Source organism: Candidatus Methanodesulfokora washburnensis, from assembly GCF_003947435.1.
Taxonomy (GTDB): Archaea; Korarchaeota; Korarchaeia; order Korarchaeales; family Korarchaeaceae; genus Methanodesulfokora; species Methanodesulfokora washburnensis.
Map to the genome: position 1 here is coordinate 1 of NZ_RCOS01000176.1, position 12,583 is coordinate 12,583.

The window sequence follows — 12,583 nt, forward strand, 5'->3', positions numbered from 1 at the left end:
TGATAGGACAGAATGGCGCCGGAAAGACGACCCTTCTGAGGATACTATCGTGCCAGCTCCTTCCAACCGATGGGAGAGCATACCTCCTTGGGATGGATGTGGTCAAAGATTACGAGAAGCTCAGAAATGTAATATCCATGCTCCCTCAGGATATAAGGCCGTTCTCATACACGCTGACCCCTAGGGATTACATTTTCTCATATCTTTTGATGAGGGGCTATTCCATAGGAGATGCGAGGAGAAGGACATCTATAATGCTTAATGAGATGGAGCTAAGGGAAGTGGCTGATACCCAGATAATAAGGCTTTCCGGAGGGACTGCAAAGAGGGTCTTCGTTGCAATGGCGCTCTCAGTTGAGGATGCAGATGTTTACCTGCTTGATGAGCCAACAGCTGGTCTTGATGCAAGGTCAAAGCACATATTCTGGGAGATGGTGAGAAAAATTGTGAGCGAGGGAAAAAGTGCCATAATAGCGAGCCATTTCCTAGAGGAGACATCAAAAAACTCCGATTACATAATGGTCCTCAGGAAGGGATCTTTAATGGCCCACAATACGCCTGAAAAACTTGTTGAATCGGTTTTCGGGGGGATGAAAAGGAAGATCATAGTTAGAAATGTGGATCTCTCATGCATAAGCGATATAGAGCACAGGAAGTGCGTGATAGGGGATTCCTGTTACATATACTCTGATAAAATAGATTATATACTTGATAAGCTTGTCTCAAACAATATCAGCGCTGAGGTCCGCCCGATCGAGCTGGAGGATGTCGTCATAGTGGGCGAGTTCTCATGAGGATTTTCAGACAGCTAACTGGGATTTTCTACTTCTATTTCATGAGCTATGTCGTCAGGGATCCGGTTATACTGCTGGGAGGATGCTTCAGGAACCTATCCCTAATAGCCCTTTTCTTGCTCATAGGAGGAACCCCTAAAGATGTGGTAATAGGAGGGATTGTCGCCCTTCTCTTTGGAAGCGGGATGATGCAGCTCTCAGTTGACATAAATGCCCTTAGATTCTCAAAGTTTAAGGACATGATGGTCTCATCCCCTGTTTCTCCTCTTCTCTATGCCCTCGGAGCTGCTTTTGGAATGAGCCTTCCAACTGTATTGAATGCGATTCCTCTTCTCGCCATATATGCAATCTTTTTCGCTCCCGACGGGGCTAAGCTTTTCTCTGATGTAATAGCTCTCCTCTTAATCTGGATCTCAGGAATAATGATGGGCTTCCTGATATCCCTCAGGGTTAGGGTTCAGATAAGGCTTATGACGGTAACTGATGTCCTCTACTCAACCCTTGTCTATCTAATGCCCGTATACTATCCAATTAGAGTCCTTCCAGAGCCTCTCAGCACAATATCACTGATATCTCCTGCTGTATGTGCAGCCGAGATTATAAGAGGCCAGTTTTCCCTATTTCCAGTCCTTCTTGCATATGCTGCTTTTCTCTCACTGCTGGCTGCCAGATTTTCCAGATGGAGGGAGAAATAGGGCTGAAGAAGCTGAGTTCACAGGATCGTTGCACAGTTTTTAGCAGTATTAGAGGAAAAACGGATGCCTAGCCCACACAGTACATGGATGATAATAAGTTTTCAGATCCTGAGGTCAGCCAGTAATGGGCTAATATCGCTTCATTATTAGAAGCATTTTGGCTCTTTTCTGCCAAGATAAGGATTAAGAAGCCCTTCTATTTGCTTTTCACGCAGAATTTTTGGTCGCTCTTCCATCTGTATCTCAGTTTCCCTCATTAAATTTCGGGAAATTTTAAAAATATGTAACCCCGCTGAAGCTCGGAGCTAGAAACATTTTTCAATTCACCCTGTATCTTCATGGGGGATTCAAATAGAGTGGTCTGAGCTTGCAGAGAGATATAAAATGGAGCTTAAGCTTACAATAAAGGAAAGTGGATCAATAAGGCTTTACTCTGTCGACTTTCCTGAGATGAAGGATTTTCTCAAGGTTTACATATTCTACAGCGAGCCTGCATTTAAAGTGGCCGCCCATCCCCACATAGTCCTAGATGAGTTCCACAACATGATGAGAAGAGCAGCTGAGGAGATAGCCCCTTTCATAGCATCAAGGGTTGAAGGCGATCCTGTTTTAGTTCATGTGCTTAGAGCAGGTCCCGGATATCATCTTCACGATGCCCTCTCCGAGGCCCTAGATCTGAGGGAGGTATTCATAAGGACGCAATATGTTTTAAACACATATATGGATCACAGGGCAGTGAGGGAGATAAAGGTGACTTATCAAGACTTCTCCCAGCTGAGAAGAGGAGATATAACAGTGATAAAGCCAGATACGGAGGCAACTGGAGGTACTGGGGAAAAAGTGCTGGAAAGAATAAAAATTGAGAGCGAAATAAGGGATTGTAATCTCAGAAAGCTCATCCTCTATGGATACATATCGAAGGAGGGCCTTCTTAGAATAGCAAGAAAAGCTAGCTCCATAGGATTTGAGGAGGTAATGGCAATAGCTCTTATAGATATACCCCACCTCTCCTCAAATATGTATGATATGCCTGCTTTTGGCCCAGATCTAAGCCTCTGGAGGGAGAAGAAGGAGATAAGATTTCTTGGCTCTATAACAGATGTTGAGATATTTAAGAAGCTTTTAATGGAGTACGTCCCCGGAGTTGATCAACCGGGAGACTTCAGCGAGAGGCAGAAACTTCTTTACGATGGATACAGCTGGAGAAGAGGGGAAGTTGAGTTCCACTTAAGAAAGAGCGAGGAAGCCATAATGACAGCTCTGGAGACGGGAACCCTGACTGAGCAGCAGAAAAAGATAGCAGAAAATGAAATAAAGGCTATATGGAGCATCTTGGAGAGGATAAGGAGGACCTGAGATGATACTCTCGGACAGGGATATATTAAGGGAGATAGAGAGGGGAAACATAAGAATAGAGCCATTTGACAGGAAAAGAGTTGGGCCCTGCTCCGTAGACCTGACCTTGGATGATATATTCATGGTGTTTGAGAGAGGATCCGTGATAGATCCCCTGAATCTCTCAGAGATCCCCATCAGAAAGGTGAGGACAGATGGAGGGAAGTTCAGGATAATGCCAGGCCAATTTGTTCTAGCATCTACAGCCGAGAAGATAGCAATATCAAGGGAGATAGCCGCTACTCTTGAGGGGTTGAGCAGCTTGGCTAGGCTGGGGATAATAGTGCATGCAGCCGGACTGGTCAATCCGGGAACGGGCTTGATAAGTCCATCTAAGCTTGTCCTAGAGATATCGAACAGAGGGAGCTCGGATGTCCTCCTCACTCCAGGCATGAGGATAGTTCAGATAATATTTCACAGGCTCACATCCCCTGCTGAGATAGGCTATGATGAGAGGAAGAGCTCAAAATACGTGGGACAAGAGGAACCCATAGTGAAAAAGATTGAATAAGGCCAGGGCCGGGATTCGAACCCGGGCCGAGGGCTTTCTGCACAGCTGTTCCACAGGCCCCCGGGCTACCTCTACCCCACCCTGGCTAGCTCCATAGATCCCAGGGAATTTAAGCTTTACTGAATCTGTTCCGACTGAGTCAGCAAGAATTATATAGTGTTGCTGTTGGTGCTCCTGTGGACCCATTTACCTCTTTGCTCATGCTGATCGTGGGGATAATAGCGGGTTTCTTCGGAGCTCTTCTGGGGATAGGAGGAGGAGTGATCATAATACCCTGTTTGACAATGTTCTTCAACTTTGGCATAAAGGAGGCAATTGCAGTGAGCATAGTGAGCGTTGTTGCAACCAGCATAGCTGGAGCATCGAGATATGTGGAGCAGAGGATAACAAACGTCAGACTTGGAATGTTTCTGGAGACAGCAACAACAGCAGGAGCTGTATCCGGGGCATTTTTAGCTGTAAAAGCGCCATCATCCTTCCTGTATATTCTGATGGGGATTCTTTTAATATATCTATCTGTATCACAGCTGTTAACAAGGAAGAAAGAGGAGGAAAAGCTCAGAAATGATCTCTTCATCACAAAGGAGGATGAAATATCGAGAAAACTTGGTCTTTCAAACAAATATCCCGATATTGCAGAGGGAAAGGAGGTCAATTACACCGTGATAAGGACAAAATCAGGGCTCATTGCCTCATATCTAGCTGGTTTGATCTCAGCAATGCTTGGAATTGGAGGGGGGATAATAAAGGTCCCGGTGATGAATCAGCTAATGAATGTACCCATGAAGGCTGCCGTGGCAACCAGCAAGTTCATGATAGGGGTGACAGCATCTACAGGAGCTCTTCTCTATCTAGCATACGGGCTTGTCAACACAGAGGCAGTGGCTCCTGTCGCCATGGGCGTGATGATAGGGGCGACTGCAGGTACATCGGTCATGAACAAAATGAAAGCTGGTTTCATAAAATTAATATTTGGTTTAATACTTCTATACTTTGCATATAATATGATAATTAAAGGTGTCTGAAATGCAAGTTGAGAGAGCTGTCTATCTTGCACTCACATTTGGCACTATTGCAAGCTTTCTTCTATTTTCCATCGGACTATTTCTGGATATATTCGGCGTAAAAGCCTCCCTCGCTGTGATACTAGCGGGAACAGTGATCCTAGTTATAACTCCAATGATCAGAGTTATAGCTGCTATTTTTGCCTTTGCCTCATCAAGGGAGATGTATAACGTTGTTGTGGCCTTCATAGTGCTTTTCTTCATGCTCCTCAGCATCTTAATTGGATTCTTTCTGAGGACAATACCGTCAGGATAGTTTATACTTATGTTTTATGCTCGAAAGGCTTATATTTTCCGCATGTGTTTGATGAGTGCGGCCGTAGTCTAGCCTGGTCAGGATGGGAGCCTGCCACGCTCCAGACCCGGGTTCGAATCCCGGCGGCCGCATCCAATGTCTCGGGAAATCCATTTCATAGAACAGCAGATGTTAATAAGGATCTCCTGTCTTTGAGAATCTTTAACATCAAGGTATTTTTATAAGCCTTTTTATATGGAAACTGCTAGTTAAAGAGATGGCCCGAACTTTCAAGGAGATCGAGATAGAGGGAAAGAGAGCTTATGTTCTCTTTGATACAGGATCCATAAGGTCATATGTGAGGAGTGAACTGGCCTCTGGAATCAGATGGAAGACAACTCCGTTTAGAGTGGGATTAGGGGGCCGAATTTATGAAATTGATGAGGCATGTATATTAAACTGCTCGATAGAAGGGCTTCCATTCGATATAGAGGCCCATCCCGTCGAAGAACTTGGATTTGATGAGAGAGGAAGGAGAATAGATGCCATAATAGGAGCGCTTGCAATGGAGAAATGGGCCCTCATTCCGGATCCCAGGACAGGAGGAATAGATTTAACAGCCCTTAGAAAGAGGGAATTCACAGAGTACTTCATCAGCTCATAACCCTTCTGCGGCCATTGCTGTTGCAAACTCGATCTGCTTTTTCAGAACTGATGGCAGCTCTATGTTAATCCTCATGAACCCCCTGACAAGCATAGATATTGCCTCCTTTCTCTCTATCCCCTTCGAAGTTAAGTAGTATATCTCCTCCTCTTTTAGCTTTCCAACAGCTGCTTCATGCGTGAGCTCTGCTCCTTTGAAGCTTGATTCCAGCTCGGGAACTGTCACTATGTTGGCTTCGTCCGACAACATCAGACCCATACATTCTGTATGCCCACTCCCCTCCGCTCTTGCTATAACCCTTGCTCTTGCGATAATCTCACTTTTGTCCATTGCAATATTTCTTGATATTATCTCAGCCCTTGTTTCAGGAGCCTCAAGGCTCACCTCTGATCCAACATCTATTTTAGAGCCCTCTTTTCCAATTATTATGCTCGACATATGGGCCTTGGCACCTTTTCCGATCAACCTAACCTTTGGAAACGTCTGTAGGGATGAAACAGGGCCTATGTTTATATAATAGGAGACAAACTGCCCTCCTTCCTCAACTACTGCAGCAGTTCTGGGCCTCACATGGGCATCTGGATTCCAGTTGTGGATCATCACAAAGTTCACTCTCGCATTCTTTCCAACATAGAACTCTGTTATCCCTACATGAAGTCCGACAACTTCCTTCATCACGGTACAGCCTGTGAAAACGCTCACCTCCGAGTTATCCTTCGCTATTACTATGTTGTGAGGTGCCTGAAGACTGCCGGGAGCTGACATGAATAGACATGCCTGAATTGGTCTCTCGACTTTTACCCCCTCATCTGCTATTATCACATAACCCCCTCTTCCATAAAGGGCAGCTGCTGCAGTGTACTTGTCTTGATCGGGGGAGATCAATCTCCAGCCCATCTCCGGATTGTTCATTTCATCATATGACATCACCTTAAGCCCACTTATGGAGGATCCCTTTCTCATGACGGAGCTATCCACTTGGTAGTATAGCCCGGGACCAGCATAATTCGGGTCTATTCCGACTTCCTTCAGTCTATCCTCATCCAGTTTAACAGGCTCTGAAGGAATAAACTTCCTCACATCTATATCCAATCCATAAGGAGATTTTTTGTCAAGATAATCTATAAGATAGCTCTTTTGCACTCCACGCATCCCTCAAACCCCCTCCTTCTTATGTTGTCCAGTATTGAGTTGGGATCTCCGCTGCACACTATTTTTCCGTTGAGCATCACATAAGCTATATTTGCATCAACATATCTGGATATATAACCTGTGTGCGTAACCAGTATAGCTGATATATCGGGCAAGAGAACCTCATTAAGGGACGAGCCCACATGTTCCATGCTCTCCACATCAACCCCGGAGTCTATCTCATCTATAAGAGCAAGCTTCGGCCTCTGAGACAGCATTAAAAGGAGCTCCGCTTTCTTCATCTCTCCACCACTGAACCCCACGTTGATATCCCTCTCAAGAAGATGGGATATTCTGAGTTCCTCAGCTTTTCTCCTTATCTCAGCAATATCTATTCCCTTCATTCCCGCTACCTTCTGGATTAGATCCAGAAGCTTAACCCCCTTTATCTTAGGTGGTATCTGGAATATGATCCCTATTCCCATTCTGGCCCTCTCCTCAGGGCTCATTCCCGTTATATCTATTCCATTAAAAATAATGGAACCGGATGTCACCTTATAAGAGGGATTTCCCATTATCGTCTGCATTAAAGATGATTTTCCCGAGCCATTTGGGCCCAAAAGAAGGACTTTCTCCCCATCCTTGATGGTCAAGTTGACCCCATTTAGCACTGTTCTTCCAGATGCCTCTACTGTTAGATCCCTTATCTCCAGCATAGGAAAATCACCATTGTTATATTAAAAAACTTATCTCAGCAGCTCCCTTATCATCATGCTCTCAGCTTCCTCAATATCATTCCTATTCTTAAGCCTGTAAGCCTCAAGCCTTTCCCTGTTCAGATGATAGAACTCCATGCCCCACTTGGCCTCATTGAGCACTGAAAATGCCTCCTCATCATGGCCTAGAATGAAAAGAGCTGCTGATATTGCCTCAAGCGTGGAGAGCTTGTAAGGAATCCCATAGTTTATTGGATTGGCAGCCACTAAAAATGGAAGCCTCCTCCAGAAGCCTCTTGGCCACCTGACCTCCTCTATTGCCTTCCAAGATGTGTCAACTGCCAGAATCCCCCTCCTCTCAGCCAGCTGGATGTCCTCTGCTGATATAACTATCTTGGAGAATGGATTTAGGACAACACAGCCTCTTGGTGCCCCTCTTTCAGCAATCCCTCTTCTTATAAGCCTGACTCCTGTTGATTTTCTGGGGTCATCTTTGAAGAGGGGAAGGATGTATATCCTCATCTCAGCTTCTCCAGCACTATGAATGTCACTGTCTTTTCAACTCCCTCCTGGCCTCTCAGCTCCTCTATGAGCCTTGAGAGCTCAAATGTGTTCTGGGCCTCCATCCTTATCAGAAAATCATATTCTCCAGTAACATAGAGTATCTCCTTGACCCCTCTCATCATGACCAGATTCTTCTTGAAATCAGCTGTCATAGTTGGCTTCACAGCTAATGCAACTAGGGCTTCCAGCATGATCCCCTCCTGCTGATGCCTCAGCTATTTATTAATTTTTCACTTCCTAGCTGAGACAAGAGTGAAGGCACCGAGGGCAAACGTAATGAAAAACTCAACTGCTAAATGTCTTCTCACAGCCCTTACCATCTCAGAAGGGGTCCACATATTCACATAAGTCTTATAAAGAGCTTTCCATGGATTCTCCCTTTTTCTGTATACAATTGAGGACAGTATAGGTACAAAGTATTTCATGTGAATAGATACTATCTTTTCAAAGCCATTTTCGGGCCTTGTTATATCAAGGAGAAGGAGCCTACCCCCTCTCTTAAGCACCCTCTTCATCTCAGCTATAGCCCTATCCCTGTCCATGCAATCTCTTATGCTGTATGAGGCGACAACAAGATCGAACATATCACTTGGAAGGGGTATGTCCTCCATCAATCCCTTTACAAACTCGACCTCTATGTCGAATTTCATGAGATTTCTGAAGGCCTGCCAGAGCATCTCATCAAGGGGATCGAGGAGAAAGAGCCTTCCCTCATGCATTCTCTCAGCTATCATCTCACTCAGGGTTCCAGGTCCGCATCCAGCATCCAGCACAGTCATCCCAGGTCTTATACAAGCTAAATCCACAAGCTTTCTCCTAGTTTTAGATGAGAGACCGAATGTTATCACCCTGTTCACGAGCTCATACTTCGGTATGGTCTTTACCAGCATATTTTCGACCAGAACCCAGTCCTTCTTCTCAAGGCCTCTCATCCCATCATCCCACTGAGAAACCGATCTTTGATCTTCCGGCAGGAACTCTCACAAGATATCTCCCCTTCTCCCCCTCAATTCTCATCTTCTCCTTTGGAAAAAGCTCCCTGCTTGATATTATCTCCAGAACAAGGCCATCTGCCCTTGAGCTTGACTCTATCTCCAGCTCCCTGCCGCTGTACTTTATATCAACTGATGAGAGCTCTCTTGCCTCAGACCAGCTCAGAAGACCCTCAAAATCAGATATCCAGCAGTTTAAGGAGAGAATTGACATTAAGAAATCTCTGTTTCTGACAACTATCGGAAAACACCGCTCCATTGAGCACAAATCAGCTGGAAATGTGGAAATGCTTTCCTCCACAAGTGCAACAGGTATTTCTCTAGGCTGCTCCGCTACAGGGCCTGGGGAGCCCATCGATAATATATCTCCCTCTATTGTTGATACTGATGTGTATAATGGTTTCAAGCTCAGAAGATTTTCTCTTATCCGATGGAAGTTTCCAAGAGGCCTGTTTACCCTTATCCCTACTTTTCCTCCCCTTAAATAAGATATCCTGTCATAAAGCCTCTCAACCCCCTCCAGATCCCTCTCCAGAAGAACTCCCACATTCATTAAGCTTGAGGAGACTCTTTCAAGGTCTTTGCTGGATGCATTTTCACATGCCTCTCTGTTGACAAGCATTGTGACCTTTCCGGCAAGCTGTCTCCTCTCAAGAAGGTATCTGACTTTGCCGATATCCCTGACCTCCATTCCAAGGGAGATGCAGCATTGAAAGCCATGGGGCCACCTCATCTTTCTCACAAGTGGAAACCTCTCTCTCCTGCAGAGATAGCTCATTAACTTGAGAAGAAGCCTGGAGTAAACATATATAAGGGGAAAAAGGCTGTATGAACCATCCTTCAAGGGCTTAAATGCGCCTCTGAAGAGATCGAACCAGACAAGTATGTTTCCCTCATGAAAGCTTGCAGGCAGACCCTCAAATTTATCCCCAGGAGCTGAGTAGATGTTGTAAACAGGGGCTTTTATTCCTGCTATTCCCACATCTGCCCTATCAGCCACCCTTCTTGACTCGGGAAAATACCTCTGAAGAGAGGACCCAATTACAATGGATGGGACCACAAGAGGTGTAAGCTTAGCTTCCTCAGGGATTATCGCAAGCAGATGCTCTGTTGGATCGATCTCCTCCGCCTCCTCCCATGGAACTCCTATTATATTGAGAAGCATCCTGTAGGAAGCTCTCACATCAGAGTCCTCTGAGCTTATCACTGCAACTCTCAGAGCAGGCACCCCATGAAAAATGATTAAGAGATAAAAATAATTGTTTCTAAGATGGGACCGGTGGGATTTGAACCCACGTCCTACGGGTGGCTCCCTCATAGCTCCAGTTGTCTGGAGCCCGCCGCCCTGACCTCTCCAGGGCCCTCCTTATATCATCGGGAGCAGCCAGGCTGGGCCACGGTCCAACAAAAAGAAGAACAACAGTTATTAAACCTTTAATTTATTTTCATAATATTTTTATAATGTTAGGAAATCTCTCACAAACTTGCTGGAAAGAGCTATCACCCTTTTCCTTCCCTCCTTTCTGCTCTCCACAATTCCCAATGACTGGAGGAGATCCACATTTCTTTTAGCTGTCTCAGTACTTATCCCAAGTTCCTCAGCTATCTCTCTTATCCCTTTTGGCCCGTTTTTCATCAGATGCTCCACTATTTTCCTCCTGTTTCCGAACAGCAGTGCCTTCTGCCATCCCTCCCCGCAGTAGTACACAGTCATATTCCCTATTTTCGCCTTCATAACGAGCCCGCTTCTCTCAAGAATGCTCAAATGCCAGGAGGCAGCTGTCTTGCTTATGCCCAGAGCTTTTGAGACATCAGCTATGCTCATCCCAGCTGATCTCGTGAGAACCTCTATTATCTCAACTCTTCTCCTGTTCTCCAGCGCACTCTTCCCCTTTATTTTTATAATAGCAAGAGGAACAAGGGATATCACCTTGAACAGCTTTTCCTGCTGCTCCTTCAGTATGTAAGAGGCTGATGCAATTGAGGCTGCTGCAACCACGACAACAGGAATTGGATTTGGCACAACCAAGCTGATAACATAGGACAGAAAGTCCGCTGCTCCCTCTGGATCAAAATCCTGCCATGATGTCATATCTATGGATATCACTGTAATTCCATTTGTTGAAAAAACAGCAGGTATCCCTCTCTCTATGAAGTAGAGCTCCTCTCCGTGCGCAGAGTAAACTGCAACCCTTCCCTTTCTCATGAAGAACTCCCTAATTCCGCTTTTTGCTGGTATTATCCTTGTGGAGTTAGTCTCAATCCATCCAGCAGGCTTGAGCCCATGTTTTTCAAGGAAGACCGAATCCGCTATGAGGAAATTGTCTGACCAGCTGGCATTCCCTATTGCCACCACAGGACCGCTGTCCGATAGAACAACCCTTTTCTGCATTTCCTGAACAAACTGATGGTTGAATGAGCCAACAAGCTTTACAGATGGTCCTCCGGCAAATACAGGGAGAATGAAAAATGAAAGGATGAGGAGGCTAGCTGATCGACTCAACTCTTATCACTCCTGCCCTCTGAAGCACCATTATTGAGTCTATTAGATCCACCGGGGACATCTCAAGCGATTCCGAAAGAGATGTTAGGCTTATATCCACATAATCCCCTCTTCTCTCCCTTAAAAGAGCTGTAAAAACCCTGTGAAGGGCTTCATCAACTGGAGGAACAGCTCCTCCAAGTATTCTCATTCTAATCATCATCTCGGCTTTAGGCGCAGGATTTGTGTTTGACAGATAGTTCTCCGCAGCTATGACGAATGCTATCACAGCCCCTGCTACAAGGGCTATGTTTATCTGAAACTGGGAGAGGAATGTCGATGCAAGGGTAACCACTAAAAGCACAAGGGAGAACATGCCCATGCCCAGTAAAGCTGATCCTATTGCAACCCTTCTCTGCCTTGCTCTAGCAGCCTTCTCAAGCTGTAAAAACACCTTCTGCCTGTACATTCTCTCGAATGGTGTTACTATCCTTGCATTTCTGAATATAAGCTCAAGCTTAGCTGGATCATCTTTCTCCATCGCATCAATAAGCTCATCCTTTGTCACTGCTATGCCAGCTGCCCTGAGTCTCTCAGCAAGCATTGAGAAATAGGCTTCTGTTGTTCTATAGCCTATTACCTTCCTCATAGCTGTGAGAAATCTCTTTGGACTCCTCTCAAGGACCTCAAACGGGTCCTCCCCCAACTCAGCTTCTAGCCTGTCCCTCAGCACCCTGAACATGCCGGGGCCGAGGGAATCAGAGCCATACCTGAATATCTCCTCATACATGAGATCACCCCAGTATATCGGGAAGGAACCTCAAACCCATCCTAAGGGATGTGAACCTAGATATGAGGGAGTCAAGCTCTATGCTGTCTGATGCAACCTCAAGAGCTGCTGCTGCAGACACCTTATCCGTGCTTATGACCTCGAGATCAACTGTCATCGGTATTGCTGATGTCTCCCTGTCCTCCAGCAGTTTCTTCATCGTGAGATCTGTGACAGCTATTCTATATGTTCTTGCAACCTCAGGAAGCCTGCCATTGAGATAAAGACCCTTCAGCGTTATGTAATCCACTATAACCATGTTCCCCCTCCTTCTTCTAGTTATAAGAAGAACAGCAAGGATGAATGGTAAAGCTGCTGCTATCAAAGCCGATACGCTGAAGCTTGCTAGGCTGACCCTTGCCCCATAGAACCTGTTCATCTCCACTATGCCGGCTGTGTTCACCACATCAACCCCATAAACTTTTTCTATGTGTGCACTGAACTTTATAACTCTAGTCTGATTTTTTCCTATGTATATACTCCAAGTTAGCTTGTTCCCCTGAACAGCAGG

16 protein-coding genes and 3 tRNA genes are annotated in these 12,583 nt (G+C 45.5%); 8 read left to right on the forward strand and 11 right to left on the reverse strand.

Going from position 1 to position 12,583, the window contains the following annotated elements; all coding sequences use genetic code 11:
- The 4 genes from D6D85_RS15640 to dcd all read left to right on the forward strand — a co-directional run.
- Positions 1-794 (forward strand): ATP-binding cassette domain-containing protein (locus D6D85_RS15640; RefSeq protein WP_133308334.1); only part of this gene is annotated, 794 nt, incomplete at its 5' end.
- The gene (locus tag D6D85_RS15645) at positions 791-1,489 is read left to right on the forward strand and encodes an ABC transporter permease (RefSeq protein ID WP_125672995.1); all 699 of its coding nucleotides are present in this window, start codon (positions 791-793) and stop codon (positions 1,487-1,489) included. The genes D6D85_RS15640 and D6D85_RS15645, both read left to right, overlap by 4 nt.
- Positions 1,490-1,873: 384 nt before the next feature.
- Positions 1,874-2,845, forward strand: a complete 972-nt coding sequence (locus tag D6D85_RS15650) for a hypothetical protein (RefSeq protein WP_125672996.1) — start codon at positions 1,874-1,876, stop codon at positions 2,843-2,845.
- Position 2,846: 1 nt separating this feature from the next.
- Positions 2,847-3,395, forward strand: coding sequence for a dCTP deaminase (dcd, locus tag D6D85_RS15655; RefSeq protein WP_125672997.1), 549 nt, complete (start codon positions 2,847-2,849; stop codon positions 3,393-3,395).
- On the opposite strand, the gene D6D85_RS15660 is transcribed toward dcd, so the two are convergent.
- Positions 3,396-3,481 (reverse strand) — tRNA-His (locus D6D85_RS15660). It lies immediately after the preceding gene.
- Between the two features lie 90 nt (positions 3,482-3,571).
- On the opposite strand from D6D85_RS15660, the gene D6D85_RS15665 reads away from it, so the two are divergent.
- From D6D85_RS15665 to D6D85_RS15680, 4 genes are all read left to right on the forward strand, one after another.
- Positions 3,572-4,420, forward strand: a complete 849-nt coding sequence (locus D6D85_RS15665) for a sulfite exporter TauE/SafE family protein (RefSeq protein WP_125672998.1) — start codon at positions 3,572-3,574, stop codon at positions 4,418-4,420.
- A gap of 1 nt (position 4,421) precedes the next feature.
- Entirely contained in the window at positions 4,422-4,715 is a 294-nt protein-coding gene (locus tag D6D85_RS15670; protein ID WP_125672999.1) for a DUF1634 domain-containing protein, read from the forward strand.
- 57 nt (positions 4,716-4,772) lie between these two features.
- Positions 4,773-4,846 (forward strand) — tRNA-Gly (locus D6D85_RS15675).
- A gap of 125 nt (positions 4,847-4,971) precedes the next feature.
- On the forward strand, positions 4,972-5,358 hold the full coding sequence (locus D6D85_RS15680; protein WP_125673000.1) for a hypothetical protein: 387 nt from the start codon (positions 4,972-4,974) through the stop codon (positions 5,356-5,358).
- On the opposite strand, the gene D6D85_RS15685 is transcribed toward D6D85_RS15680, so the two are convergent.
- From D6D85_RS15685 to D6D85_RS16630, 10 genes are all read right to left on the reverse strand, one after another.
- Entirely contained in the window at positions 5,353-6,510 is a 1,158-nt protein-coding gene (locus D6D85_RS15685) for a SufB/SufD family protein (RefSeq protein WP_125673001.1), read from the reverse strand. The genes D6D85_RS15680 and D6D85_RS15685 overlap by 6 nt on opposite strands.
- Complete coding sequence (locus D6D85_RS15690) at positions 6,480-7,205, reverse strand: ABC transporter ATP-binding protein (RefSeq protein ID WP_125673002.1); 726 nt, start codon at positions 7,203-7,205, stop codon at positions 6,480-6,482. The genes D6D85_RS15685 and D6D85_RS15690 overlap by 31 nt, the downstream gene beginning before the upstream one ends.
- A gap of 30 nt (positions 7,206-7,235) precedes the next feature.
- Entirely contained in the window at positions 7,236-7,727 is a 492-nt protein-coding gene (locus D6D85_RS15695) for a DUF367 family protein (protein WP_125673003.1), read from the reverse strand.
- On the reverse strand, positions 7,724-7,960 hold the full coding sequence (locus D6D85_RS15700) for an Lrp/AsnC family transcriptional regulator (protein ID WP_125673004.1): 237 nt from the start codon (positions 7,958-7,960) through the stop codon (positions 7,724-7,726). Before D6D85_RS15700 ends, D6D85_RS15695 begins: the two co-directional genes overlap by 4 nt.
- Before the next feature lie 39 nt (positions 7,961-7,999).
- Complete coding sequence (locus tag D6D85_RS15705) at positions 8,000-8,701, reverse strand: class I SAM-dependent methyltransferase (RefSeq protein WP_125673005.1); 702 nt, start codon at positions 8,699-8,701, stop codon at positions 8,000-8,002.
- Positions 8,702-8,705: 4 nt separating this feature from the next.
- Positions 8,706-9,989, reverse strand: a complete 1,284-nt coding sequence (locus D6D85_RS15710) for a hypothetical protein (protein ID WP_125673006.1) — start codon at positions 9,987-9,989, stop codon at positions 8,706-8,708.
- Positions 9,990-10,032: 43 nt separating this feature from the next.
- A tRNA-Trp gene (locus D6D85_RS15885) sits at positions 10,033-10,165 on the reverse strand.
- A 52-nt stretch (positions 10,166-10,217) separates the two neighbouring features.
- Positions 10,218-11,264 carry a winged helix-turn-helix transcriptional regulator gene (locus D6D85_RS15715; protein WP_125673007.1) on the reverse strand — a complete coding sequence of 349 codons (1,047 nt, stop codon included), beginning with the start codon at positions 11,262-11,264 and terminating at the stop codon, positions 10,218-10,220.
- Positions 11,248-12,033, reverse strand: coding sequence for a hypothetical protein (locus D6D85_RS15720; RefSeq protein ID WP_125673008.1), 786 nt, complete (start codon positions 12,031-12,033; stop codon positions 11,248-11,250). Before D6D85_RS15720 ends, D6D85_RS15715 begins: the two co-directional genes overlap by 17 nt.
- A 4-nt stretch (positions 12,034-12,037) precedes the next feature.
- Positions 12,038-12,583, reverse strand: a 546-nt coding sequence (locus tag D6D85_RS16630; RefSeq protein WP_161969935.1) for a hypothetical protein, incomplete at its 5' end; no start/stop codon positions are given.

What these genes read in the sequence shown, in the direction of transcription:
- D6D85_RS15645 (WP_125672995.1), top strand. Translation starts at nt 791, where the DNA reads ATGAGGATTTTCAGACAGCTAACTGGGATTTTCTACTTCTATTTCATG.
- D6D85_RS15650 (WP_125672996.1), top strand. Translation starts at nt 1,874, where the DNA reads ATGGAGCTTAAGCTTACAATAAAGGAAAGTGGATCAATAAGGCTTTAC.
- dcd (WP_125672997.1), top strand. Translation starts at nt 2,847, where the DNA reads ATGATACTCTCGGACAGGGATATATTAAGGGAGATAGAGAGGGGAAAC.
- D6D85_RS15670 (WP_125672999.1), top strand. Translation starts at nt 4,422, where the DNA reads ATGCAAGTTGAGAGAGCTGTCTATCTTGCACTCACATTTGGCACTATT.
- D6D85_RS15680 (WP_125673000.1), top strand. Translation starts at nt 4,972, where the DNA reads ATGGCCCGAACTTTCAAGGAGATCGAGATAGAGGGAAAGAGAGCTTAT.
- D6D85_RS15685 (WP_125673001.1), bottom strand. Translation starts at nt 6,510, where the DNA reads ATGCGTGGAGTGCAAAAGAGCTATCTTATAGATTATCTTGACAAAAAA.
- D6D85_RS15690 (WP_125673002.1), bottom strand. Translation starts at nt 7,205, where the DNA reads ATGCTGGAGATAAGGGATCTAACAGTAGAGGCATCTGGAAGAACAGTG.
- D6D85_RS15695 (WP_125673003.1), bottom strand. Translation starts at nt 7,727, where the DNA reads ATGAGGATATACATCCTTCCCCTCTTCAAAGATGACCCCAGAAAATCA.
- D6D85_RS15700 (WP_125673004.1), bottom strand. Translation starts at nt 7,960, where the DNA reads ATGCTGGAAGCCCTAGTTGCATTAGCTGTGAAGCCAACTATGACAGCT.
- D6D85_RS15705 (WP_125673005.1), bottom strand. Translation starts at nt 8,701, where the DNA reads ATGAGAGGCCTTGAGAAGAAGGACTGGGTTCTGGTCGAAAATATGCTG.
- D6D85_RS15720 (WP_125673008.1), bottom strand. Translation starts at nt 12,033, where the DNA reads ATGTATGAGGAGATATTCAGGTATGGCTCTGATTCCCTCGGCCCCGGC.